At 69.8% G+C, this 23,514-nt stretch carries 22 protein-coding genes; 10 read left to right on the top strand and 12 right to left on the bottom strand.

All coding sequences use genetic code 11. The features are described from left to right. Nucleotides 1-298: 298 nt before the first annotated feature. On the bottom strand, nt 299-1,642 hold the full coding sequence (locus ABC766_RS04325; RefSeq protein ID WP_345821229.1) for a UDP-glucose/GDP-mannose dehydrogenase family protein: 1,344 nt from the start codon (nt 1,640-1,642) through the stop codon (nt 299-301). 311 nt (nt 1,643-1,953) lie between these two features. Here ABC766_RS04325 and argB point away from each other — a divergent pair, with 311 nt between their 5' ends. The 3 genes from argB (at nt 1,954) to rplS (ending at nt 4,330) form a co-directional block, all read left to right on the top strand. Next, nucleotides 1,954-2,847, top strand: coding sequence for an acetylglutamate kinase (gene argB, locus ABC766_RS04320; RefSeq protein WP_043351054.1), 894 nt, complete (start codon nt 1,954-1,956; stop codon nt 2,845-2,847). 188 nt (nt 2,848-3,035) lie between these two features. After that, on the top strand, nt 3,036-3,797 hold the full coding sequence (locus tag ABC766_RS04315; protein ID WP_043756067.1) for a pyrimidine 5'-nucleotidase: 762 nt from the start codon (nt 3,036-3,038) through the stop codon (nt 3,795-3,797). Between the two features lie 131 nt (nt 3,798-3,928). Beyond that, nucleotides 3,929-4,330, top strand: a complete 402-nt coding sequence (rplS, locus tag ABC766_RS04310; protein WP_043351057.1) for a 50S ribosomal protein L19 — start codon at nt 3,929-3,931, stop codon at nt 4,328-4,330. A 115-nt stretch (nt 4,331-4,445) separates the two neighbouring features. Here the strand turns inward: rplS and ABC766_RS04305 are convergent, their stop codons facing one another. The 3 genes from ABC766_RS04305 to ABC766_RS04295 form a co-directional block, all read right to left on the bottom strand. Continuing rightward, nucleotides 4,446-6,032: a methyl-accepting chemotaxis protein gene (locus tag ABC766_RS04305; RefSeq protein WP_345821228.1), complete on the bottom strand. Its 1,587-nt coding sequence runs from the start codon at nt 6,030-6,032 to the stop codon at nt 4,446-4,448. A gap of 496 nt (nt 6,033-6,528) precedes the next feature. Beyond that, on the bottom strand, nt 6,529-6,912 hold the full coding sequence (locus ABC766_RS04300; RefSeq protein WP_043353789.1) for a RidA family protein: 384 nt from the start codon (nt 6,910-6,912) through the stop codon (nt 6,529-6,531). Then, nucleotides 6,909-8,123, bottom strand: coding sequence for a lytic murein transglycosylase (locus ABC766_RS04295; RefSeq protein WP_091955384.1), 1,215 nt, complete (start codon nt 8,121-8,123; stop codon nt 6,909-6,911). Before ABC766_RS04295 ends, ABC766_RS04300 begins: the two co-directional genes overlap by 4 nt. Before the next feature lie 171 nt (nt 8,124-8,294). Here ABC766_RS04295 and ABC766_RS04290 point away from each other — a divergent pair, with 171 nt between their 5' ends. Continuing rightward, a complete protein-coding gene (locus tag ABC766_RS04290) occupies nt 8,295-8,636 on the top strand; it encodes a carboxymuconolactone decarboxylase family protein (RefSeq protein WP_078947260.1) in 342 nt (113 codons plus the stop codon). 50 nt (nt 8,637-8,686) lie between these two features. On the opposite strand, the gene ABC766_RS04285 is transcribed toward ABC766_RS04290, so the two are convergent. Next, nucleotides 8,687-9,340 carry a TetR family transcriptional regulator gene (locus ABC766_RS04285; RefSeq protein ID WP_345821227.1) on the bottom strand — a complete coding sequence of 218 codons (654 nt, stop codon included), beginning with the start codon at nt 9,338-9,340 and terminating at the stop codon, nt 8,687-8,689. Nucleotides 9,341-9,434: 94 nt separating this feature from the next. Between ABC766_RS04285 and ABC766_RS04280 the strand changes: the two genes are divergently transcribed. Further along, nucleotides 9,435-10,106 (top strand): O-methyltransferase, encoded by a 672-nt coding sequence (locus tag ABC766_RS04280; protein ID WP_053610573.1) that lies wholly within the window; start codon nt 9,435-9,437, stop codon nt 10,104-10,106. 73 nt (nt 10,107-10,179) lie between these two features. Here ABC766_RS04280 and leuD read toward each other — a convergent pair whose 3' ends face one another. Continuing rightward, nucleotides 10,180-10,782 carry a 3-isopropylmalate dehydratase small subunit gene (gene leuD, locus ABC766_RS04275; RefSeq protein WP_043350546.1) on the bottom strand — a complete coding sequence of 201 codons (603 nt, stop codon included), beginning with the start codon at nt 10,780-10,782 and terminating at the stop codon, nt 10,180-10,182. A gap of 69 nt (nt 10,783-10,851) precedes the next feature. Continuing rightward, complete coding sequence (locus tag ABC766_RS04270) at nt 10,852-11,583, bottom strand: HisA/HisF-related TIM barrel protein (protein ID WP_345821225.1); 732 nt, start codon at nt 11,581-11,583, stop codon at nt 10,852-10,854. Nucleotides 11,584-11,592: 9 nt separating this feature from the next. Here ABC766_RS04270 and ABC766_RS04265 point away from each other — a divergent pair, with 9 nt between their 5' ends. The 4 genes from ABC766_RS04265 to ABC766_RS04250 are packed head-to-tail and all read left to right on the top strand — an operon-like array spanning nt 11,593 to nt 14,300. After that, nucleotides 11,593-12,642 carry a hydantoinase/oxoprolinase family protein gene (locus ABC766_RS04265; protein ID WP_345821224.1) on the top strand — a complete coding sequence of 350 codons (1,050 nt, stop codon included), beginning with the start codon at nt 11,593-11,595 and terminating at the stop codon, nt 12,640-12,642. Further along, complete coding sequence (locus ABC766_RS04260; RefSeq protein ID WP_043350558.1) at nt 12,639-12,839, top strand: hypothetical protein; 201 nt, start codon at nt 12,639-12,641, stop codon at nt 12,837-12,839. The genes ABC766_RS04265 and ABC766_RS04260 overlap by 4 nt, the downstream gene beginning before the upstream one ends. A 23-nt stretch (nt 12,840-12,862) precedes the next feature. Beyond that, nucleotides 12,863-13,645 carry a hypothetical protein gene (locus ABC766_RS04255; protein ID WP_345821223.1) on the top strand — a complete coding sequence of 261 codons (783 nt, stop codon included), beginning with the start codon at nt 12,863-12,865 and terminating at the stop codon, nt 13,643-13,645. 34 nt (nt 13,646-13,679) lie between these two features. Next, complete coding sequence (locus ABC766_RS04250; RefSeq protein WP_345821222.1) at nt 13,680-14,300, top strand: GNAT family N-acetyltransferase; 621 nt, start codon at nt 13,680-13,682, stop codon at nt 14,298-14,300. 78 nt (nt 14,301-14,378) lie between these two features. Here the strand turns inward: ABC766_RS04250 and hpnH are convergent, their stop codons facing one another. Then, nucleotides 14,379-15,542 (bottom strand): adenosyl-hopene transferase HpnH, encoded by a 1,164-nt coding sequence (gene hpnH, locus ABC766_RS04245; RefSeq protein WP_043386340.1) that lies wholly within the window; start codon nt 15,540-15,542, stop codon nt 14,379-14,381. 620 nt (nt 15,543-16,162) lie between these two features. On the opposite strand from hpnH, the gene ABC766_RS04240 reads away from it, so the two are divergent. Further along, nucleotides 16,163-18,829 (top strand): MMPL family transporter, encoded by a 2,667-nt coding sequence (locus ABC766_RS04240; protein WP_043386381.1) that lies wholly within the window; start codon nt 16,163-16,165, stop codon nt 18,827-18,829. Between the two features lie 48 nt (nt 18,830-18,877). Here the strand turns inward: ABC766_RS04240 and ABC766_RS04235 are convergent, their stop codons facing one another. The 4 genes from ABC766_RS04235 to hpnI all read right to left on the bottom strand — a co-directional run bounded on the left by ABC766_RS04235 (nt 18,878) and on the right by hpnI (nt 23,448). Further along, complete coding sequence (locus ABC766_RS04235; RefSeq protein WP_345821221.1) at nt 18,878-19,753, bottom strand: bifunctional helix-turn-helix transcriptional regulator/GNAT family N-acetyltransferase; 876 nt, start codon at nt 19,751-19,753, stop codon at nt 18,878-18,880. 32 nt (nt 19,754-19,785) lie between these two features. Then, nucleotides 19,786-20,628: a hopanoid biosynthesis-associated protein HpnK gene (hpnK, locus tag ABC766_RS04230; protein WP_345821220.1), complete on the bottom strand. Its 843-nt coding sequence runs from the start codon at nt 20,626-20,628 to the stop codon at nt 19,786-19,788. A gap of 120 nt (nt 20,629-20,748) precedes the next feature. Beyond that, the gene (gene hpnJ / locus ABC766_RS04225) at nt 20,749-22,182 is read right to left on the bottom strand and encodes a hopanoid biosynthesis associated radical SAM protein HpnJ (RefSeq protein WP_043386333.1); all 1,434 of its coding nucleotides are present in this window, start codon (nt 22,180-22,182) and stop codon (nt 20,749-20,751) included. 57 nt (nt 22,183-22,239) lie between these two features. Then, nucleotides 22,240-23,448 (bottom strand): bacteriohopanetetrol glucosamine biosynthesis glycosyltransferase HpnI, encoded by a 1,209-nt coding sequence (gene hpnI, locus ABC766_RS04220; RefSeq protein WP_345821219.1) that lies wholly within the window; start codon nt 23,446-23,448, stop codon nt 22,240-22,242. Nucleotides 23,449-23,514 lie beyond the last annotated feature (66 nt).

Below are 23,514 nucleotides of genomic sequence, written 5' to 3'. Positions count from 1 at the left end.
ACTGTGGCACCATTGCGGTGTCCAACCAGCCCCAACGCGAGGTCATCCCTCTGCGGCGAAATTGCCAGAGGCTGTGACATGTATTCATCAGCGGCTTATCCAATCCCTGCGCCCAAAACGCCAAGATTGAACCGCTGGACCGCCTGTCGAGACGCGAACTCGACCACGAGAAAGCCACAGTTGCCCCTCGGGGGCGGCAGCCCGTCTAGCGGCATCGGGCCCGATTCCGGAAGAAATCTTCGCGCGCCGGCGCAGATCCCGCACAGGAATTCAGGCCCGTCGGTCTCCACCACGATGATCAAGACCCGTTCCGCGCGACGCTCTCCTTGGTTCGTCCGACGCCGCAATAGGTGAAACCGTGGCGCGCCGCGCTCGCGGGGTCGTAGATGTTGCGCAGGTCGATCAGCACGGGGGCCGATCCGTCGGAGGACATGATCTGACGCAGCCGGTCGAGGTCCAGCGCCCGGAACGCGTTCCACTCGGTGACGATCACCAGGGCGTCCGCACCCTCCGCGCAGGCATAGGCGTTCTCGGCGTAATCCACAGCCGGCATCAGGATCCGGGCCTGCTCCATGCCCTCCGGATCGTAGGCGCGCACCTTCGCCCCCGCATCCTGAAGCCCGGCGATGATCGCCAGCGAGGGCGCATCGCGCATGTCGTCGGTGTTCGGCTTGAAGGTCAGGCCGAGCAGCGCCACCGTCTTGCCCCTTACGCTGCCGCCGCAGGCCTTGATCACCTTGCGGGCCATGGCGCGCTTGCGCTGGTCGTTGACCGCCACCACCGTCTCGACCATCCGCAGCGGGGTGCCGGCATCCTGGGCGGTCTTGACCAGCGCCAGCGTGTCCTTGGGAAAGCACGAGCCGCCGTAGCCCGGCCCGGCATGCAGGAACTTCGACCCGATCCGGTTGTCCAACCCGATGCCGCGGGCCACCGCCTGAACGTCGGCGCCGACCGCCTCGCACAGATCCGCGATCTCGTTGATGAAGGTGATCTTGGCCGCCAGGAACGCGTTCGCCGCGTATTTGGTCAATTCGGCGGTGCGCCGCGCGGTGACCATGATCGGGGCCTGATTGAGATAGAGCGGCCGGTAGACCTCGCGCATCACGGCCTCGGCCCGCGCCTCCTCGGCGCCGACCACGATGCGGTCGGGACGCTTGAAGTCGGCGATGGCCGCGCCCTCGCGCAGGAACTCGGGATTGGACACCACCGCGACGTCCGCGTCGGCATTGGTCTCGCGGATGATGCGCTCGACCTCGTCGCCGGTGCCCACCGGCACGGTCGACTTCGTCACCACCACGGTGAAGCCCGAGAGCGCCCCGGCGATCTCCCGGGCGGCATCGAACACGAAGCTCAGGTCGGCGAAACCGTCGCCGCGGCGGGACGGCGTGCCCACCGCGATGAACACCGCGTCGGCCTCGGCCACGGCCTCCCGCATCGATGAGCTGAATGCGAGCCGTCCCTGGCGGACGTTCTCGGTCACCAGCGCGTCGAGGCCGGGCTCGTAGATCGGCATGCGGCCGGCATTCAGGCTCGCGATCTTGTCGGGATCCCGGTCGATGCAGACGACCGCGTGGCCGAAATCGGCGAGGCATGCTCCGGAGACCAGGCCGACATACCCGGCCCCAATCATCGCAATCCGCATCGGGCCCTCCCGGCAGCTCGCCCAGCGGCTTGCTGCGATGCAACATGATCCCGGCCGCCAGACGATGCAAGCCGGGCCAGCCTGGATCCGGTCCAGTCTGTCACGGGAATGCAACACCCGCGAAGGATGACTGTAGTTTGACAACCAACGGGGCGCCGTGCGCCGGCGGCCGGGCCGCGCGCCGCCGATCCGCGAATGGAGGCGGGGCGGCTTCGCAGCGCGGACGGCTTCCTGTAGAAGCGCCACCGCCCGAAGGGGAGGCCGCAGATCCGCCCCCGAGGACCCGACCCAAGGATCGGCGAAGGACCGCGATGACCGAATTGCCCAACGTGCACGTGCGTGCCGAGGTCCTGGCTCAGGCGCTGCCCCACATGCAGCGCTACGACCAGGAGATCGTGGTCATCAAGTACGGCGGCCACGCCATGGGCGACCGGGCCGCGGCCGAGGATTTCGCCGAGGACATCGTCCTCCTGGAACAGTCCGGGCTGAAGCCGATCGTCGTGCACGGCGGCGGGCCGCAGATCGGCAAGATGCTCGACCGGCTCGGCATCCAGTCTGAGTTCCGCGGCGGCCTGCGCGTCACCGACGAGGCCACCGTCGAGGTGGTCGAGATGGTCCTGGCGGGCCTGATCAACAAGCAGATCGTCGGCTGGATCTCCGCCGAGGGCGGCCGGGCGGTCGGCCTGTGCGGCAAGGACGGCAACATGGTCCGGGCCAAGCGGGCCATGAAGACCGTCGTCGATCCCGAGAGCCACGTGGAGCAGACCGTCGATCTGGGCCTCGTCGGCGAGCCGGATCACGTCGAGCGCGGCGTCCTCGACGCGGTGTTGAAGGCCGAGCTGATCCCGGTCCTGGCGCCCGTCGCCTACGGCGCTGACGGCCAGACCTACAACGTCAACGCCGACACCTTCGCGGGGGCGATCGCCGGGGCGCTTCGGGCCAAGCGCCTGCTGCTGCTCACGGACGTGCCGGGCGTGCTCGACAAGGACAAGAAGCTGATCCCGGAACTCACCGTGGAGGATTGCCGGCGCCTGATCGCGGACGGCACCATCACGGGCGGGATGATCCCGAAGATCGAGACCTGCATGTATGCGCTCGAGCGCGGTGTCGAGGCGGTGGTCATCCTCGACGGCAAGGTCAACCATGCGGTGCTCCTCGAGCTGTTCACCGATTACGGCGCCGGCACCCTGATCCGTCGGGGCTGAGAATCGGACCGACCCGCACCGCGCCGCCTCCCGGCGCGGTGCCGCCCGCATCGGTGGCGGCAACATCTGCGCCCGCCGCGCATTGTCGTACCCCGCCCACCAGACCAGCCCCGGACAAGCATCAAACTTGCGAGCTTGACCGTTCCGGTCCACAGATTCCGTGGGTATCAGCAACCTGAGGGGTTCCGGTGCACCACCCCGGCAAGGCCCAGTTCACCACCCCCGCGGCGCGCGGCTTCGCCGACGTCGACACCTGGGTGTTCGACCTCGACAATACCCTTTACCCGAGCGATGCCGCGGTCTGGCCGAAGGTCGACGAGCGCATCACCCTGTACGTGATGCAGCTCTACGGACTCGACGGGATCTCGGCGCGCGCGCTGCAGAAGCATTTCTATCACCGCTACGGCACGACGCTGTCGGCGCTGATGGTCGAGGCGGGCGTCGATCCCCACGATTTCCTCGACTTCGCCCACGACATCGACCACTCGTCGATCAAGCTCGACAAGAGCCTCGGCGACGCGATCGAGCGGCTGCCCGGGCGGAAGCTGATCCTGACCAACGGGTCGCGCCGGCACGCCGAGACCGTCGCCGCCAAGCTCGGCATCCTCGATCATTTCGAGGACGTGTTCGACATCGCCGCCGCCGACTTCGTCCCGAAGCCAGAACGCACGACTTACGAGCGGTTCCTGGAGAAGCACGCCGTCGAGCCGACCCGCGCGGCCCTGTTCGAGGACATCGCCCGGAACCTCGCGGTGCCGCACGACCTCGGCATGGCCACCGTGCTGGTGGTGCCGAGGGTCACCGATCCCTACCGCGAGGCCTTCGAGCAGGAGGCCGTGCGCGAGCCGCATATCGATCACATCACGGACGACCTCGCCGCCTTCCTGGCCGCCTGCGTGCTGCCCGAGGCCAAGGCGGAGCGAGAGCCGGTCGACCGGGACCGTCGCTGAACCGCGTCCAACGGCAATCGACAAGCCGGCAACGATCCTGTAGAGAGCCGCCCAACTCACAACAGGATCGCCGAAATCCTGGCGCCGATCGCCCATGAGGGGCGAAGCGGCGCGACGGCCGGAGCTATGCCATGAACATCATCGAGCAGCTGGAGCGCGAGGAAGTCGCGCGCCTCGCCAAGACCATCCCGGATTTCGAGCCGGGCGATACGCTGATCGTCAACGTCCGCGTGAAGGAAGGCGAGCGCACCCGCGTTCAGGCCTACGAGGGCGTCTGCATCGCCCGCTCGGGCGGCGGCCTCAACGAGAGCTTCACGGTCCGCAAGATCTCCTACGGCGAGGGCGTGGAGCGCGTCTTCCCGGTGCACTCGCCGATGATCGATTCGATCAAGGTGGCCCGTCGCGGCAAGGTGCGTCGCGCCAAGCTGTACTACCTGCGCGACCGCCGCGGGAAGTCGGCCCGCATCGTCGAGCGCACCGACCGCTACAAGACCAAGGACGCCCCGGCCGCCGCGCCCACCGCCGCCGAGTAAGCTGTCCGAATCGCTCCGCAGGCCGGAGCGATCGCCCGGTTTCAGACCGGCCCGGCTCAGCCGGGCCGGTTTTTTCTTGGCTGGCCGCCCCGTCCCGGCCGCCGATACGATCCGCTCAGGCGGCCCGGATCCCGTCCAGGAACCGGCGGATCTCGGCGGCGAGTTGCTCGGACCTGCGCGACATGTCGATCGCGGCGTCGAGAACGCGCTCGGCCGCCCCGCCCGTTTCCTCGGCGCTCTGCGAGACGTCGGCGATGTTGCCGGTGACCGCCTCGGTGGCCGCCGCGGCGCGCCCGACGCTGCGCACGATCTCTTCGGTTGTCGCGCCCTGCTGCTCGATCGCCGCAGCGACCGTGGCGGCGAGGGTGCTGACCTCCCCCATGGTGCGGCCGATCCCCTGGATCGCCTCCACGGCCTGGCAGGTCGACGCCTGGACCGCGCCGATCCTTAGGGCGATCTCCTCGGTGGCGGTGGCGGTCTGCTGGGCCAGCGCCTTGACCTCGGCCGCCACGACGGCGAAGCCCCGGCCCGCCTCGCCGGCCCGGGCCGCCTCGATCGTGGCGTTGAGGGCCAGGAGGTTGGTCTGACGGGCGATGCCGGCGATCATGCTGGCGACGGCACCGATCTGCTCGGCCCCGTTCGCGAGGTCGCCCACGAGGGCGTCGGTGCGCTGCGCCTCGGTCGCGGCCTGCGCCGTCTTGGCCGAGGATTGCGCCATCTGTCCGGAGATGTCCTGGATGGTGACCGCCATCTCCTCGGTGGCGGCGGCGACGCTCTGCACGCTCCCGGCGGTCTCCTGCGCGGCCCCCGCCACATGCGTGGCCCGGACACTCGTGCGGGAGGCCCGCCGTGCCATGGCCTCGGCGGTCGCCTGCATCTGCGCAGCGGCCGCTGAGACGCTCGTCATGAGGGCCCCGGCATCGGCCTCGAACGCCCGGGTGAGCACGTCGAGCCTCTGCACGTGCTGGGCCTTGGCCGCCGCTTCCTGCGCCGCCGTCCGATCCATCTCGGCCTTTGCGATCAGCGCTTGGCGGAAGACCTCCACGGTTCGGGCCATCTGCCCGATCTCATCCGTCCGATCGAGCCCGGGAATCGGGCCCGTCCCGTCGCCCTGGGCGAGGGCCTGCATCCGGCGGCCGAGCCGATCGAGCGGACGCGTGATGCCGCGCCCGATCAGGACCGAGCCGAGCACGCCGAGGGCGCCGACCCCGAGAAGCAGGCCGCTTGTCGCCAGAGCGAGCGACAGGAAAGCGTCCTTGATGTCGTCGCTATAGGTCCCGGCCGCGATCATGATGTTCCAGGGCGTGAACCTGACGGCGCGTGTGGTCTTCAGGTACAGGCCCTCGCGGCCGGGTCGCGGATACTGATACGTCGTCAGGGCCGTGTCGGAGGTCTTCAGCAGATCGATCAGCGTCCCGGCCACGCGCACCCCGTTGACCCGGGCGTCCAGCTGGTTGCTGCCGACAAGCCTGCGGTCGGGAACCGCCAGAGCCGTACCGTCCATCGCGTAGATGGCGACGTAGTTCGTGCCGTTGTCGAAGCGCATAGCCATGGCCGTCTCGGCAAGTTCCGCCAGGGCGGCTTCGCGGGTCAGGGCGCCGCTTCTGACCCGGGACTCAAGGTTTTGTGCGTAGGTGGTGAACAGCTCCGTGATCGCGCGCAGAGATTGAAGCCGCTCGGACAGCATTTCCTCGTAATACAATCGCAATCCGCCAGCGCCAATGGCTGAAACGATCAATACGGTGAGTACAATTTGCGCCATCATACGACGAAACAGACTTACGCTGAAAAATCGAATGCGCATAATAAATTCCCGCCGATCGCCAAATCCAGCGATACGGCGGCATGATCTGATAAATTCGATTGCTCATGTCAACAGAAGCGCGCAGATCAAGATCATGACCTACAAGTTGAACGACCGAGATCTGCAGATGAGGCGACGATGCCGTTGCTTTTGACATGGCGCATGCCGGCCGCACGGATGGGCTGCCGCCAGCGACGACAGAACCTGAGATCGCCCCGGCGAACCGCACCTGCACCGCAGCAATGGACGGGTCGAATGCCCCCGGCACACGGCACGGGCGCGGCCGCAATGCGGGCGCGACGGAGATGATCGGGTCGGAGGATCGGATGGCGCTGCGGCCCGGCGGAACGGCATGCGGGGGCCGCTCGCCGTCGCCGGCGCGATCGGGGCGCCGCTACCGGGTCCGCGCGGTGACCTCGATCTCGACGCGCATCTCGGGGCGTAGAAGACCCGCCACGACCAGGATCGTGGCGGCCGGCCGGACATCGGCCAGCACCCGGCCGCAGACCGCCAGCACGGCCTCGGCGTCGTCCCGGTCGATGACGTAATAGGTGGCGCGCACGATGCCGGCGAGATCTGTTCCGGCCTCCGCGAGCACCGAGCGGATCGTGCGCCAGCAGGCCTCGGCCTGCGCGGCGGCCCCCTCGGGCATGGTCATCGTGGCGTAGTCGTAGCCGGTCGTCCCGGACAGGTAGACGGTGTCCCCGTCGACCACCGCCCGGGAGTAGCCGTAGTCCCGCTCGAACGGGGAGCCCGACGTGATCAGCCGCCGTCTCACCCGCCGCGCAGCGCCTCCAGCACCTTGCCGCCGGGACGGCCCGTGGGCGTCATCCCGAGCCGGCGCTCCACGTCCTTGATGGCATCGCGCGTCTTCTGGCCGACCTTGCCGTCCGGCTCACCGACATCGTAGCCGCGGGCGGCCAGCCGGGTCTGGAGATCGCGCCGCTCTGCCCGGGACAGGGGCGGGTCGTCGGTCGGCCAGGCGGCCTGGACGCCGGGCTTGCCGCGCAGCCGGTCGGAGAGGACCGCGATGGCGAGACCGTACGACTCGGCGGCGTTGTAGGAGTAGATCGCGTCGAAGTTCTTGGTCACCAGGAAGGCCGGGCCGTCGATGCCGGCGGGTGCGATGATCCCGGCCGGGCCCTCGCCCGAGAGCGGGCGCCCGTCCACGCGGGTCACGCCGAGCGAGGCCCAGTGGGCGACCGGCTTCTTGTTCTTGCGTCCGGCGGCTCCGACGTTGAAGCCCCGGGGCAGCTTCACCTCGTAACCCCAGACCTGGCCGTTCTGCCACTTGGCGACGTGCAGGAAGTTGGCGGTGGACCCGACGGCGTCGGCCACCGAATCGACCACGTCGCGCCGTCCGTCGCCATCGCCGTCCACGGCGAGGCGGTGATAGGTGGTCGGCATGAACTGGGTCTGGCCGAAGGCGCCCGCCCAGGAGCCGGTGAGCCGCTCCGGCGCGATGTCGCCGCGCTCGATGATCCGGAGCGTGGCGATCAGCTCGCCGCGGAAGAAGTCCCGGCGGCGGTTGTTCGAGCAGGCCAGCGTCGCCAGCGACTGGACCAGCGGCATCTTGCCGAGGTTCTTGCCGAAATTCGACTCGACGCCCCAGACGGCCGCGATCGTGTAGCGGTCCACCCCGTAGCGCGCCTCGGCCTGGGCCAGGGCCGCCGCGTGCTGGCGCATGGCCGCCCGCCCGTCCTCGACCCGCTCGTCGTCGACCAGCGCCGCCATGTAGTCCCAGATCGGCGTCTTGAACTCGGGCTGCGCCTGAGACAGCTCGATCACCTTGTCGTCGTAACTGATGCCGCTCGTGGCGGACCGGAAGGTCTGCGCCGAGACGCCCGCCGCGGCGGCCTGCCCTTGGATGCCGGCAAGGCAGCTGTCGAAATCGGCCCGTGCGGGCAGGACTGCCAGCGGCACGACCGCGATCCCGGCGAGCAGCCCGAGCGCGCGCGCTTTCCTCGGTCCCGTCGGGTGCTTCGGCATGCTGGCGATCCTCACGATGCGGGGCGGAGTCTGGGCGCGGATTCAGGCGACATGTGGGTTAACGAAGGGTGAGGAAATCCGCGTCGTCTTGACCACCGCGCCTACCAATCGATAGGTTGGCTCGGAGCCCGCCAGCGAGCGGCGGGCCCTCCAAGGCGGGAGACGAAACGCATGATGAAGGATTGGAATCAGTACGGCGCCGAGCTGGTGAGCACGCTTGGGCGCATCGGCGCGGTGAGCCCGGACCTGCTCAAGGCTCATGACCAGCTCGCCGCGGCGGCGCCGACCGAGCGCAAGCTCGACGCGAAGACCCGCGAGCTGATCGCCCTCGCGGTGGCGGTGACGACCCGGTGCGACGGCTGTATCGCCGTCCATTCCGAGGCCGCCCGCAAGGCCGGGGCGAGCAAGGAGGAGGTCGTGGAGGCGCTGGGCGTCGCGGTGGCGCTGAATGCCGGTGCCGCCCTGGTCTACACCGCCCGGGCTTTCGAGGCCTTCACCGGCGAGAACGGCTGAGGCGGCGAACCGCGTCGATCCCGGGCCCTCGCGCGGACCCGGTGCCGGCTTCAAGACGAGGCGCCCGCCCGGCCCAGGCTCCGCAGGCGGTCCAGGTAGGCGCACAGCATGTCGGCCAGCGCGCCGGCGGAGGCCTCCACGGCGGCCTGCGTCCGCGCCGCCTCCGAGATGCGCTCGCCGACCTCGCCGAGGGTCATCGCGATGATCGCGCCCGCGACCTGCAGATCCGCCTCGGGAACCGCCGGAAGCGCCTCGCGCAGGAAGTCGCGAAACGCCTGCGTGCCGGCTATCTGCGGCTCCGCGGCCTCGGGCGCATCGCGATAGGCCGGGGCGGCTGCGTCGAGGGCCCGTCGCATCGCCGCCTCCACGCATTCCGAGCGCACGAAGGCGTGGACCGCGGCGCGCAGCCGATCGCCCGGCATCATCGTGCGATCCTGCAAAATGCCGGCGAGGAGAGCCGTCGTGTCCCGCCATTCGTCGCTCTGCAGCTGGAACAGGATCGCCGCCTTGTTGGGGAAGTACTGGTAGAGCGAGCCGATGCTGACGCCGGCGCGCTCGGCGACCCGCGCCGTCGTGAACCGCTCCGCCCCGACCTCCGCCAGAACCTGAGTGGCCGCCTCCAAGATGGCTGCGACGAGGTCGCTGGAGCGCGCCTGCCGAGGCTGCTTTCGCTTGGAAATTCCGAGACTTGGCCGATCGGGCATGACGTGTGACTCGGAACGCGAATAGGCGCGGGCAGGGGGCGCCGGTATTCTGCGTCGTGTTCAGTCGAGCACGCAAGACGGAAAGCAAATCGCCATGTCACGCTCAGCTTCTACTCTCGCCGAGCCACGTATCGCGTCCTTGTTGGACAGTCTCTTCATGCAATCAGAGGCCTCCTCACCCGTGAGCGCCATCGGCGATCTCTCGGCGGACGAGCGGACGCGCCTCATGGGCAGCAGAACCGGCTACCGAGACTTCTACAGCCGGCTCAAGGACATGCCCCTCGCGGTCTCACGGGAGACCGGCCGGCTGCTCTACATGCTCGCCCGGACCCGCCGTGCGCGGACGATCGTCGAGTTCGGCACCTCCTTCGGCCTCTCGACCCTGCACCTCGCCGCGGCCCTGCGCGACAATGGCGGCGGCCGGCTGATCACCTGCGAGTTCGAGCCGTCCAAGGTGGTGCGGGCGCGGGCGAACCTGATGGAGGCCGGGCTGGCGGATCTCGTGGAGTTCCGCGAGGGCGATGCCCTGCAGACCCTCGGCCTCGACCTGCCCGACTCGGTCGACCTGCTGCTCCTCGACGGGGCGAAGGGGCTCTATCCGGAGGTTCTCAGCCTCGTGGAGAGCCGCCTCGGCCCGGGCGCCCTGGTGGTCGCCGACAACGCGGACCACAGTCCGGACTACCTGGCGCGCGTGCGCGCGCCGAGCCGCGGCTACCTGTCGGTGCCGTTCGCCGAGGACGTCGAGCTGTCGATGCGGCTCGGGTGAGGCAGGGCCCAGTATCCGGGCCGGACCGGCGGCCGCCTCAGCGCGACCGCCGTCGGGACACTCAGCGGGCCGCTCAGGCCCATTCGCGCTGGGCGAGCTTCTGCTCGTAGGCATCGATCGACGCGGCTCGCGCCAGCGTCAGGCCGATCTCGTCGAGGCCGTTCAGCAGGTTGTGCTTGCGGCCCTCGTCGATGTCGAAATGCAGGGTGCCGCCATCCGGCCCCCGGATGGTCTGCGCCGCCAGATCGATCGACAGGGTGGCGTTCGCGCCGCGCTCGGCATCCTCGAACAGCTTCTCCAGGTCCTCGGGGGACACGACGATCGCCAGGATGCCGTTCTTGGCGCAGTTGTTGAAGAAGATGTCCGCGAAGCTCGTGGAGATCACGCAGCGGATGCCGAAATCGGCCAGCGCCCAGGGCGCGTGCTCCCGGGACGAGCCGCAGCCGAAATTGTCCCCGCACACCAGGATCTTGCTGTTCCGGTAGGCGGGCTGGTTGAGGATGAAGTCCGGGTTCTCGGAGCCGTCCTCACGGTAGCGCATCTCGGCGAACAGGCTCTTGCCGAGCCCGGTCCGCCGGATCGTCTTCAGGTACTTGGCCGGGATGATCCGGTCGGTATCGACGTTGATCGTCCGCAGGGGCGCCGCGACGCCCTCCAGGGTCGTGAACTTTTCCATCGTCTGACGGCTCGTGTCGGTGGTCTCTCTGTCGCGCGGTTTAGCAGCCGCAGGCCCGGGCCGGAAGCATCACGCGAGGTCGGGTGCCGTCGCCCGGGACAGGGTGCCGTCGTGGAGGGCGGAGGCGACCAAAGCCCCGGCGATCCCGGCCGCCCGCAGCGCCCGCAGGTCGTCCGGGCCGCGCACGCCGCCCGCCGCGTAGAGGCGGCGATCCGGCGCCCGCACCCGCAGGGCCCCCAGGGCCGCCAGGTCCGGGCCGGCCCCGGCCCCGACCTGCGCCAGCGTCATGGCGATCACCTCCGGCGGCCAGAGCGACGGATCGTCGTGGAGCGCCGCCGGGCCGAGCCGCTCCGCCCCGCGGGTGTCGAGGGAGAACACCGCCCGGTCGCCGAGCCGCGTCACGAGGCCGGCATTTGCCTGGCTCTCGCTGCCGATCACCGGGCGCCCGAGGCCGGCGGCCAGGAACACCGCGACGCCCGCAGGCTCGGCGAAGCCGGCATCGACCCACAGGGCGATTCCCGGGCAGGCACGGGCGATCGCCTCCAGGGCGCGGAGGTCGGGCGCGGCGCGATCGATGATCGCGTCGAGGTCGGCGACGTAGAGGTTCCCGGCGGGCCACGCATCGACCAGACCGCGGGCCACCGCGTCCGGCGCCGAGCCCTTTGCCAAGGGCGTCTCGATCGGGGCATAGGAGGAGCGCTCACCCCGGCGAGCCCGCACCACGCGGCCGCCCCGGAGATCGAGCACCGGGATCACCGCGAAGCCGGGGCGCCCGATCCTGTGGTCCATCGAGGCGCTCATCGCGGTCCCATGCGCTCATCAAACCCAATGACGATCGGGTGGGACCTCGGCGGGGTCCACGTCAAGGTCGCCCTGGTGGAAGACGGCCGCGTCGTGGCCGCCGCCCAGGTGCCGTGCCCGCTCTGGCAGGGCCTGCCGGCCCTCGACCGGGCGCTGGAGGCCGCCCCCGACTGGGCCCGCGGCGCGGCCCTGCACGCCGTGACCATGACGGGCGAACTGACCGACTGCTTCGCCGACCGGCGCGACGGCGTCGCGGCCCTGTCCGGATGGGCCGAATCGCACCTTGCCGGAACCGTGCGGATCTATGCCGGCCGCTCCGGCTTCGTCGCCCCGGAGGCGGCCGCCTCCCTGTCGGCGGACGTGGCTTCGGCCAACTGGCACGCCACCGCGGCCCTCGCCGGCCGGGTCGTCCCGGACGCGCTCCTGATCGATATCGGCTCGACCACCGCCGACCTGATTCCCATCGCGGGGGGGCGGCCGGCCGCGACCGGCTACAGCGATGCCGAGCGGCTGGAGACCGGCGAGCTCGTCTATACCGGCGCGGTACGCACGCCGGTGATCGCGCTGTCCAGCCACGCCCCCTTCGCGGGCCGCCGGACCCGGCTGATGACCGAGACCTTCGCCCACATGGCGGACGTCTACCGCATCCTCGGCCTGCTCCCTGAAGGCGCCGACCAGCAGCCGAGCGGCGACCGCAAGGGCAAGACGGTCGCCGAGAGCGAGACCCGGCTCGCCCGGATCGTCGGGCGCGACCGGGCGGAGGCGCCCGCCTCGGCCTGGACGGCGCTCGCCGCCCACTTCGCCGAGGCGCAGCTGCGCCTGCTCTACGACGCGGCGGCGGAGCTCCTCAGCCGGCCCGATCTCGGCGCGGACGCGCCCCTCGTCCTGTGCGGCGCCGGCGCCTTCGTGGGCGCCCGCCTCGCGGAGCGGCTCGGCCGGCCGGCGACGCCGCTGGTGGCGCTGCTGGCGGACCGGATCGCCGGTGCCCGCGACGGGATCTCGACCTGTGGACCGGCGGTGGCGGTCGGCCTCATCGCCGCGGAGGAGGCAGTCGCATGAGTGCAATCAAGATCCTGGCCCGGATCCTGACGGCCCGGGTGGGGCCGCATATCGAATTGGCCGTGGAGACGGAATCCGGGGAGGTTCTGAAGGTGCTCGCCACCGAGGACCAGATCGACCGGCTGGTCGACGAGCTGGACGACATCCTCAACTCGCCGGCCGACCCGGAGGATGACGGGCCGCCCCAGGCGGCCTGACGCCGCGGGCCGCTCGGATCGCCATGAGCCTGATCGCCGCCAAGATCATCGTCACGCCGACGCTGATGTGGGCCGTCTCGGCCGCGGCGCGGCGGTGGGGCAGCCTCGTCGGCGGCTTGCTCTCGGGGCTACCGCTCACCTCGGCGCCGATCTCGATCTACCTCGCCGCCGAGCAGGGCGAGCGTTTCGCCGCCGACGCGGCGATCGGCTCGGTGGAGGGGCTGGGCGCGGTCACGGCCAGCTATCTCGCCTACGCCGTCTCCGCGCCACGGATGGGGATCCTCGCCGCCATCCTCCTCGCTCTGGCGGCCTTCATCCTCGGCGGCGCCCTGCTGCACGGACTCCTCCAGCCCGGCCTGTGGCTCGCCACGGCGATCGACCTGCCGGCGATGGCGCTGGTGGTCGCCCTGTGCCGGCCGCGCGTGGGGACCGAGGCGCCGGTCCGCCGGTCGCGCCCGCCGCGCTGGGACATGCCGGCCCGGCTCGCCGCCGCCACGGCCCTTGTCCTGCTGGTCTCGACGCTGGCGCCGCATCTCGGCTCCGGCCTGAGCGGCGTCCTGGCGCCGATCCCGATCATCTCCTGGCCGCTGATCGTCTTCGCCCGGGTTCAGGACGGTGTCGGCGCCGCCCTAGACGTGGTGCGCGGCAGCGCCCAGGGCGCGTTCGGCGTGCTCGCCTTCTATGTCTGCGTGCACCTGCTGCTCGGGCGAATCGACCCGGTCGCGGCCTACGCCGTGTCCATCGCGGTCTCGGCGCTCTGCGTGCTGCCGTGGCTCGTCGCGCGGCGCCGCCCACGGGCCGCGTGACCGAGCCGCGCCGACGCGACAGCGGAGGAGATTCATGCTGCCGGATACGGGGATCCCGACCCTCACCCCGGGCTACGCGGCGGTGCCGCCGGGCCATCTCGCCACCATCGTCACCAGCCTGGAGATGCTCCGCCCGCCGCCCCCGCGTCCCGGACGGCCGTTCCCGCCGGGGCTCGCCCTCGAGCCCCTGGCGCGCACCGACCCGGAGACCTACCGGACCCTGTTCCGGGAGGTCGGCGCCGAATGGCTCTGGTTCTCGCGGCTCACACTGGCGGACGGGGCGCTGGCGGCGATCCTGGCCGACGGGGACGTCGAGATCTTCGCGCTCCGGCGGGACGGGCGGAACGTCGGCATGCTGGAACTCGATTTCCGCAGGCCCGGCACCTGCGAGCTGGTCTTTCTCGGACTGACCGGGGACGCGGTCGGAACCGGGATCGGCCGCACGCTGATGAACGCGGCGATCGGCCGGGCCTGGGCGCGTCCGATCACGCGGTTCTGGGTGCATACCTGCACCCTGGACCATCCCGGCGCGCTCGCCTTCTACCGGCGCTCCGGCTTCGTCCCCTTCGCGGTCCATGTCGAGGTCGCGCCCGATCCGCGGCTCGACGGGACCCTGCCGCGCGCCTGCGCCCCGCACGTGCCGCGGCTCGGCTGACGGGACACGGAGATGCGGACACCAAAAGACCCGCGGCTTCGCGGCCGCGGGTCTCGTGTCGTCAATCGTTCGGGCCGGTCAGGCGGCGGTGCGCTTGCGGGCTTCCTGCTTCGTGTCGACGCCGGCCGCTTTGATCTCGGACAGCTTCTGCGCGACGTTGCGCGAGAACACGAACTCGGCCGGGCGCTGGTTCTCCAGGCTGACCTCGGGGGCCATCGCGCCGTCGGTCTTGATGCCGCGGATCGCGTGCACCAGCGGCTTCCAGGGCTTGCGGACCGAATCGACCACCGAAGAGGCCTCGTAGCCCGAGTGGACCATGCAGTCGGCGCACTTCTCGTAGTTGCCGGTGCCGTAGGAATCCCAGTCGGTGGTCTCCATCAGCTCCTTGAAGGTCGCCGCGTAACCCTCGCCGAGCAGGTAGCAGGGCTTCTGCCAGCCGAACACGGTGCGGGTCGGGTTGCCCCACGGGGTGCAATGGTAGGTCTGGTTGCCGGCCAGGAAGTCGAGGAACAGGCCCGACTGCTGGAAGGTCCACTTCTCGCGGCCCTTCTCCTTGCCGTGCCGGAACACGCCGCGGAACAGGTCCTTCGTCGCCTTGCGGTTCAGGAAGTGCTTCTGGTCGGGGGCGCGCTCGTAAGCGTAGCCGGGGGAGACGGTGATGCCGTCAATGCCCATCCGGGTCACGCTGTCGAAGAAGTCGGCGATCTTCTCCGGCTGGGAATTGTTGAAGAAGGTGCAGTTGATGGTGACGCGGAAGCCCATCTCCTTGGCCTTCGCGATCGCCGCCACGGCCTTGTCGTAGACGCCGCGCTGGCACACCGACTGGTCGTGCATCTCCTTGTCGCCGTCCAGATGGATCGACCATGTGAAGTACGGGCTCGGCTTGTACTCCTTGATCTTCTTCTCGAGGAGCAGCGCGTTCGTGCAGACGATCGCGAACTTCTTCTGGGCGATGATGCCCTCGACGATCTGCGGCAGATCCTTGTGCAGGAGCGGCTCGCCGCCGGCGATCACCACCACCGGAGCGCCACACTCGCGCACCGATTCGAGGGCGTCGGCGACCGGCAGGCGCTTGTTCAGGATCTCGTCCGGATAGTCGATCTTGCCGCAGCCGGCGCAGGCCAGGTTACAGCGGAACAGCGGTTCCATCATCATCACAAGCGGGTAGCGCTTGCGGCCCGTGAGGTGCTGCTTCAGGATGTAGCCGCCGATCTTCGCGACGTACCGGAGGGGGATACCCAAGATTGCGGCTCCTTACTTCGTCGACCCCGGGGCATTGGGGTGCTTAACGCGAAAAAATCTCGAATTCCAGCGATCTAGCTTGGAACTAATCTGAAACGACCCCGTTTCGGCGAGGTCATGACATCTTATCCTGCTCCTGACGCAACGGCGCCACACGCACCGCTCCCGCGGGATCCGTGGGCGGAGACGTCCGATCGTTGAGGACAGCACGTGCATTGCGTCGGCAATACGACCGGAATCCCAAGATTCTGGTGGCCGCGCCAGGATCGCCGTGCGCTAGCGCACACGGACAGGCGCGGGATGCGCGCCACAGCGGCCGCGTTGCAATCTGGCATCGCCCTCTTTACTGAGCCTCGTGGCCGCGATGCAAGTCCCGGCCCGCGGCGGGTGACCCGACCGCGGACCGCATCATCGGGCGGAGTCGGGTCCTGGACGCGCACGGCGTGGCCAGAACGGGCAGTGCGGCGTTCCTCGAACCCGATGCGCACCCGACCGGATCGCGGCGCGATCGGCCGGCGGAGCCCGGGGCCCGTCCGTGTCGGTGGGCGGGGTCTGGACCGGACGAATGACAGGAGCCGGTCGCGCATGGGGCGCGTCCGATGCGAACAGGCAGAGTGCTCGTGATCGAAAGTCTCGTCGCGTTCTCGGTGCGGTATCGGTGGATCGTGATCGCCTTCACGGCGTTCGTCACGGTCGCGAGCCTCGGGGTCGCGGCGCACCTGTTCCGAATCAACACGGATGTCGAGCGGCTGATCGACCCGAAGGAGCCGTGGCGGCAGGACGAGATCAATTTCGAGAAGGCGTTCCCGCAGCGCAGCAACACGATCGTCGCGGTGATCAACGGCGAAACGCCCGAGGAGACCGAGGAGGCGGCCGCCAACCTCGCCAAGGCGCTGACCGCCCACAAGAACCTGATCGAGACGGTCTACCGGCCCGATGGCGGCCCGTTCTTCAACAAGAACGGCCTGCTGCTGATGTCGCAGGCGGACCTCGATAAGACCCTCGAAGCGCTGACCCAGCAGCAGGGCCTGCTCGGGCCGCTCGCCGCCGATCCGTCCCTGCGGGGCGTGATGCGGGTGCTGACGCTGGGCGCCCGCGGCGTGAAGACCGGCGACGCCAAGCTCGAGGATCTCGAGAAGCCCATGGGGCAGATCGACGACACGCTGCAGAAGGTGCTGGCCGGCAAGCCGGCGCGGATGTCGTGGCAGGAGCTGCTATCGGGGGGCCAGACCAGCGTCACCGACAAGATGAAGTTCGTGGTGATCCAGCCGGTCCTCGACTTCAACGCCCTGGAGCCCGGCTACCAGGCGACCAAGCTGATCCGCAACGTCGCGAAGGATCTCGGGATCGACGGGCAGAACGGCCTGCGCATGCGCCTGACCGGCACGGTAGCGGTGGCGGACGAGGAGTTCGCGACGCTGTCGGAGGATGCGGGCCTCAACAACAGCATCATCGTCGGCGCGATCGTGCTGTTCCTGTGGCTGGCCCTGCGCTCGGGCAAGCTCGTCGGCGCGGTGATCATCACCACCTTCGCGGGTCTCGTGGTCACGGCCGCCCTGGGCCTCGTCATGGTCAAGGAGCTGAACCCGATCTCGGTGGCCTTCGCGGCCCTGTTCGTCGGACTCGGCATCGATTTCGGCATCCAGTTCTCGGTCCGCTACCGGGCGGACCGCTACGAGCAGCCGACCCTGGAGAGCGCGATCCGCGCCGCCGCCCGCGGTGTCGGCTGGTCTCTGACGCTCGCCGCGGTGTCGCTGGTCGCGGGCTTCTTCGCCTTCCTGCCCACGGCCTTCCGGGGCGTGTCGGAGCTCGGCCTGATCGCCGGCGTCGGCATGGTCGTGGCCTTCCTGTTCTCCCTGACACTGCTGCCCGCGCTGATCGCGGTGTTCAAGCCCGTGGGCGAGAAGGCGGCGGTGCAGACCAACTGGCTCGTCGGCGTCGATCCGTGGATCATCCAGCACCGCAAGCCGATCCTGATCGGCGTCGGCCTCGTGACCCTGGCCGGGGCGCCGCTGCTCTGGCACCTGCCGTTCGACTCGAACCCGATGCACCTGCGCAGCCCCAAGACGCAGTCCATCGCGACCTATCTGGACCTCATCAAGAATCCCGAGACCAGCCCGAACTTCATCGACGTGCTGGCGCCGAGCGTCGACGCAGTCCCGGCGCTGTCGAAGACGCTTCTGGCCCTTCCGGTCACCGCCTCGGTCAACAGCATCGACACGTTCGTCCCGCGCGACCAGGACAAGAAGCTGGCCCAGGTCGCCGATACGGCCCAGCTCCTCGACCCGGTGCTCAATCCCGGCCGCCGGCCGCCGCCGCCGACCGACGCCGACAACGTCAAGGCACTCAAGGACGCCGCCGCGGCGCTCAACGGCCTCTCGACCGACGCCAAGGGCGACGCGAAGGGCGCCCAGGAGGCCAAGCGCCTCGCCGGCACCCTCGACAAGCTCGCCGCCGGCCCGGTGCAGATGCGCGAAGCGGCTTCGGTGGCGCTGACCAAGGACCTCGTGCCGCTGCTGGCGCGCCTACGCGACCTGCTGCATCCCGAGAAGATCACGCTGGAGAACCTGCCGCCGCAGCTCAAGGCCGACTGGGTGGCGGCGGACGGGCGTGCGCGCATCGAGGTCCACCCCAAGGGTGATTCGAACGACGACACGGTGCTGCGCCGCTTCTCGGACGAGGTCCTGAAGGTCGCCCCGCACGCCACCGGTGCGCCCGTGGCCACGACGCAGTCGAGCTACACGATCCTGGGCGCCTTCGTGCAGGCGGCGGTGACGGCCTTCGTGCTGATCTTCGTCATCCTGTCGGTCGCCCTGCGGAAACCCTGGGACGTGGCGATGACCCTCGGCCCGCTGGTGATCGCGACCCTCTGGACGCTCATGGCGATGCGCATCGTCGGCATGCCGCTGAACTTCGCCAACATCATCGCCCTGCCGCTGATGCTCGCGGTCGGCGTGGCGTTCCACATCTACTACGTGATCGCGTGGCGGGCGGGCGTGACCGACATGCTCGCCTCCAGCCTGACCCGGGCGATCTTCTTCTCCGCGCTGACCACCGGCAGCGCCTTCGGATCGCTGGTCCTGTCGAGCCATCCGGGCACGGCGAGCATGGGTAAGCTGCTAGCGCTGTCGCTGTTCTTCACCCTAGTGGCGGCGTTCTTCGTCGTGCCGGCAACCCTCGGTGAGCCGCCGGCGCAGCCCGACGATGACCGTCCGGAAGCCGAGAAGGCGGCCGGCGCGGCCCTGCGCAAGACCGCCCCGCACCAGGATCCGGTGCCGGCCAAATAGGACGGGCCGAGTCGCGCCGGCCGGTCGCGGCCGGCGCTACGGAAGGCCTCAGAGGGCCTTCTCGAAGAAATGGTCCGGGTAGGGGTCGTCGTTGAACCGGTCGATCTCCACCCAGCCCGATCGCCGGTAGAGCGTCAGGGCCTCGGGGAGGGCACTGTTGGTGTCGAGCCGCAGCGTCCGGATCCCGAGGTCGCTGGCGGCCACCTCGGCCGCCTGCATCAACCGCTTGGCAAGGCCCAGCCCGCGGGCCGCGGGATCGATCCAGAGCCGCTTGATCTCCGCGACCGCGCCGCCGCTCCCCTTGAGCCCGACGCATCCGACCGGCAGGCCGTCGCCGCTCGCGAGCAGGAATACGCCGCGTGGGCGCATCATGGCGGCAACCTCGGGATCGCACGACCGCGCGACGTCGAACCCGCCGGCGAATCGGCTGGCCAGCTCGGCGTAGTAGGCGTCGAGGCAGGCGCGGGACGCTGCGCCGGTCGGATCAGTCTCCGTGATGGCGATGGCGTCGTGGCCGAGAACCAGGGCGACCCGGTCCATGGCGTGCAGGAGCGCGTCCATCTGCGGCGCACGCTCCAGCAGGGCGACGGCGCGGGCATCCGACAGCGCCTCGTAGGCCGCGAACTCGCTCCGCCCGGCCTCGGTCAGCGACGCGATCCGGCGACGGGCATCCGCGGGATGCGGCGCCGTCGCGACCAGTCCCTCCTCCTCCAGGTCCCGCAGGAGACGGCTCATCAGGCCGGAATCGAGGCCGAGATAGGTGCGGATCGCGCCGACCTCCGTGCGCCCGGCCCCGATCGCGTTCAGGACGCGCGCGGCCCCCAGGGGACGGCCCCGGCCGAGGAACGAGGAATCGAGCGCCCCGACCTCGGCGGTGACGGCACGGGCGAACCGGCGGACACGGGCGATCTCGGCGGACGTCATTTTATCTGACTAAAGTCAGATATCGGCGCTGGTCAAGTGAGGAAGTCGGAGAAGCCGCCGCGGATCGCGCCCGAGGCTTCGGCTGCCGCGCGGGAGTCGGGGGCGGTCAGCGCATCGCGCTCGTCGGCATAGCGGTAGCCCGGCGCCTCGCCCGGGAAGCCGCCGCCGGTGGCCGGATGGGTGTAGAGTTCGGTCAGGCCGTCGGGGAGCTGGGCCAGCAGCGCCGCGACACGCACCGGCGTCATGGCGCCGGACCAGGCCAGGCCGAGGGTGCGGTCGGGGATCAGCAGCCCGGCCTGACGGGCGCGCACGGCGAGCAGCGCCGCCCAGGGGGCGATGTCGAGGGCGGCCCGCGGCCGCGCTCCGGGCTCGGCGCGGCGCAGGATCTCCCGCGGCTCCCGGGGCACCCGCAGGGCGCGCATGCCGAAGTCGCGGCCGATGCGCAGCACCGCGCCCGCGATCAGCGGATGGACGTGGAAATGCTTGTGGGCGTTGACATGGTCGAGTGGCAGGCCGGTCGCCCGGTAGGCCTCGAACTGGGCGCGGATCTCGGCCGCGAGCTGCCGCCGGGCGGCGGGCTTGCGGGCGAAGTCGAGGCCGAGGCGCCCCATGTCGGCGCGCATCAGACCGGCCGCGTCGGTCAGGTCGGGCAGGTCCGCGGCGGGGAGGGTGGGCCACGCCTCGACGAGGACGAGGTGCAGCCCGACCCGCAGGGACGGCATCCGCCGGGCCCGCGCCACCGCGTCGGCGGCGGCCGGCGCCGAGACCATCAGGCTCGCCGCCGTGAGGATCCCGTCGCGATGGGCCTGCTCGACGGCCTCGTTGACCTCGGGGCTCAGCCCGAAATCGTCCGCGGTGACGACCAGACGCTTCACGCAAACCTCGTAACGGGTGTCGAGAGGGCGTGCCCTCTCGCGGGTCCAGGGCGGAGCCCTGGGTAGGGGGCGAGGCTCTGCCCCGCTCCCCGCCGGGGCCGAAGGCCCCGGACCCATGACTTACGCCGCCTTGGCGGTGCCCTGACGCTCCTTGAGGAAGCGGTAGAACTCGACGCCCTCGCGCAGGCGGCGCTTCATCATGTCGGGCGAGCGCACCATCTCGCTCACGATCGAGGCGATCTTCGGCGCCCGGAAGTAGAACTTCTTGTAGAACTCCTCGACCGAGGTGAAGATCTCGGTGTGCGAGAGGTGCGGGTAGTGCAGCGGCGCGACCTGCACGCCGTTCTCGTCGACGAGTTCGGCGTTCTCGATGTCGAGCCAGCCGTTCTCCACCGCCTGCTTGTACAGGAACGTGCCCGGGTAGGGCGCGGCCAGGGAGACCTGGATCGTGTGCGGGTTGATCCGCTTGGCGAAGGCGATCGTCTCCTGGATCGTCTCCTTGGTCTCGCCCGGCAGGCCGAGGATGAAGGTGCCGTGGATGGCGATGCCCAGGTCGTGGCAATCCTTGGTGAACTTCTCGGCGACCTCGACCCGCATGCCCTTCTTGATGTTGTGCAGGATGGTCTGGTTGCCGGACTCGTAGCCGACCAGCAGCAGGCGCAGGCCGTTCTCCTTGAGCACCTTCAGGGTCTCGCGCGGCACGTTCGCCTTGGCGTTGCACGACCACGTGACGCCGAGCTTGCCGAGCTCGCGGGCGATCTCCTCGGCGCGCGGGAGGTTGTCGGTGAAGGTGTCGTCGTCGAAGAAGAACTCCTTGGTCTGCGGGAACTCCTTCAGGCAGTACTTGATCTCTTCGATCACGTGGGCGACCGAGCGGGTGCGGTAGGTGTGGCCGCCGACCGTCTGCGGCCAGAGGCAGAAGGTGCAGCGGCTCTTGCAGCCCCGGCCGGAGTAGAACGAGATGTAGGGGTGCTTCAGGTAGCCGATGAAGTACTTTTCCATCTCCAGGTCGCGCTTGTAGACGCTGGTGACGAAGGGCAGCTGGTCCATGTCGGTCATGATCTCGCGGTCCTCGTTATGGACCACGACACCGTTGGCGTCGCGATAGGACAGGCCCTTGATCTCCGACATCGGGACGCCCTCGGCGACTTCCTTGACGGTGAAGTCGAACTCGTTGCGGGCGCAGAAATCGACCACCGGGGCCTGGGCCATGGCGCCGGCGGCGTCGACCGCGACCTTGGCGCCGATCAGGCCGGCGATCAGCTTCGGGTTGGCGGCCTTCAGCGCCTCGATCGTCTTCACGTCGGACTTGAACGACGGCACCGAGGTGTGGAGCACGACGAGGTCGAAGTCGTTGGCCTGGGCCACGATCTCGGGAAGCTTGATGTTGTGCGGCGGCGCGTCGATCAGCTTCGAGTTCGGCACCAGGGCGGCCGGCTGGGCCAGCCAGGTCGGGTACCAGAACGACTTGATCTCGCGCTTGGCTTGATAGCGGGAGCCGGCACCGCCGTCGAAACCGTCGAAGGTGGGGGCCTGGAGGAAGAGCGTGCGCATGGGGTTCAAGGCCTCAGGGCAATGCCGGGGGGAGGGGGAAGGAAGCGAGAGCCGGGATCAGCGGGTGGGCGCGCCGGCATCGCGGCCGAGTTCGGCGTCCGGGATCAGGGTGCCATCCGCAACCACGTGATAATCGTGACCTTTCCATGTCACCGCCCCCGACACGAAGGCCCAGGAGAAGTTCAGGAAGGAGAGGATGTCGCGGATCGGCAACAGTCCGTAGGGGTGCGGAGCCAAGCCGAAGGCACGCTCCAGTTGCCGACAGAGCAGGACCCGACTCGCCAGCGCCGCAGCGGCGACCCAGAGCGCGCCGGTGCCGGCGCCGGGCAGGAGGGCGCCCAGCAGGGCGAGGGGGAAGGCGTGGGTGACGATCGAGCCGGCATAGCCGGCCGGATCGACGGTGCGGATGGTGCGGTTCCAGCGCAGCTCGTGCCGCCACAGGCCGGCGAGGTCGGTGTCGACGCTGGTATGGCCGATGGTGAAGCTGGGGATCACCACACGGCCCCCGAGGCCGCGCAGGGCGGCGCCGATGGCGTAATCGTCCGCGAGATCGTTGCGGAAGGTGCGGAAGCCCCCCACCGCCTCAAGGCTCGCCCGGGTGAAGGCCACGGTGGAGCCGAAGCAGGGCTTCGCCAATCCGAGGCTCAGGCCCATCACCACGTTGGGCAGGAACTGCGTGTCGATCGCGAGCGTCGAGAGCTGGTCGTAGAGGCCGCGATAAGCGGGCACGCCGTGATACAGGCAGGTGACGCCGGTGACGCCGTCCTGCGACAGCTCCGCCACGAGGCGCTCCAGATAGTCGGGGCCGACCACCATGTCGCTGTCGGCCAACACCACCACGTCGTGGGCGATGGCCTCGGCCATGTTGATCAGGTTCGAGACCTTCCGGTTCGAGCCGTGCTGGCGGCTGTCGATCACGAGGTCGATGCGGGCATCGGGATAGGCCTGCTGCAGCCGCTCCACCACGCCGATCGCCGGATCGGTGGTCCTCTGGACGCCGAACAGGATCTGGACCGGCCCGGCATAGTCCTGGCGCAGCACGGTCTCGAGATTCGCGTAGAGGTTCGGCTCGAGACCGCAGAGCGGCTTGAGGACGGTCACGGAAGGCCGGGCCGCGCCGCCGGCAAGCACCGGGGGGCGGCGCGCCGCGTAGCGGCCGGCGCAGACGGCGGCGGCCAAGCCGTAGACGCAGCCCGCCGCCGCCAGGATCAGGCAGAGCAGCGAAAGCCACGAGAGGCCGAGCAGCGCCAGCGAAGAGACATCCATCCAGTCGGATCCGTGCGGTCGTCCGGCCGCCTCAGGCGGCGAAGGCCGCGAACGGCCGGTTCAGGT

Source organism: Methylobacterium fujisawaense (assembly GCF_039619325.1).
Lineage (GTDB): Bacteria > Pseudomonadota > Alphaproteobacteria > Rhizobiales > Beijerinckiaceae > Methylobacterium > Methylobacterium fujisawaense.
Note: the sequence above shows the minus strand (reverse complement) of the source record. Positions and strands in the feature narration are given on the sequence as shown.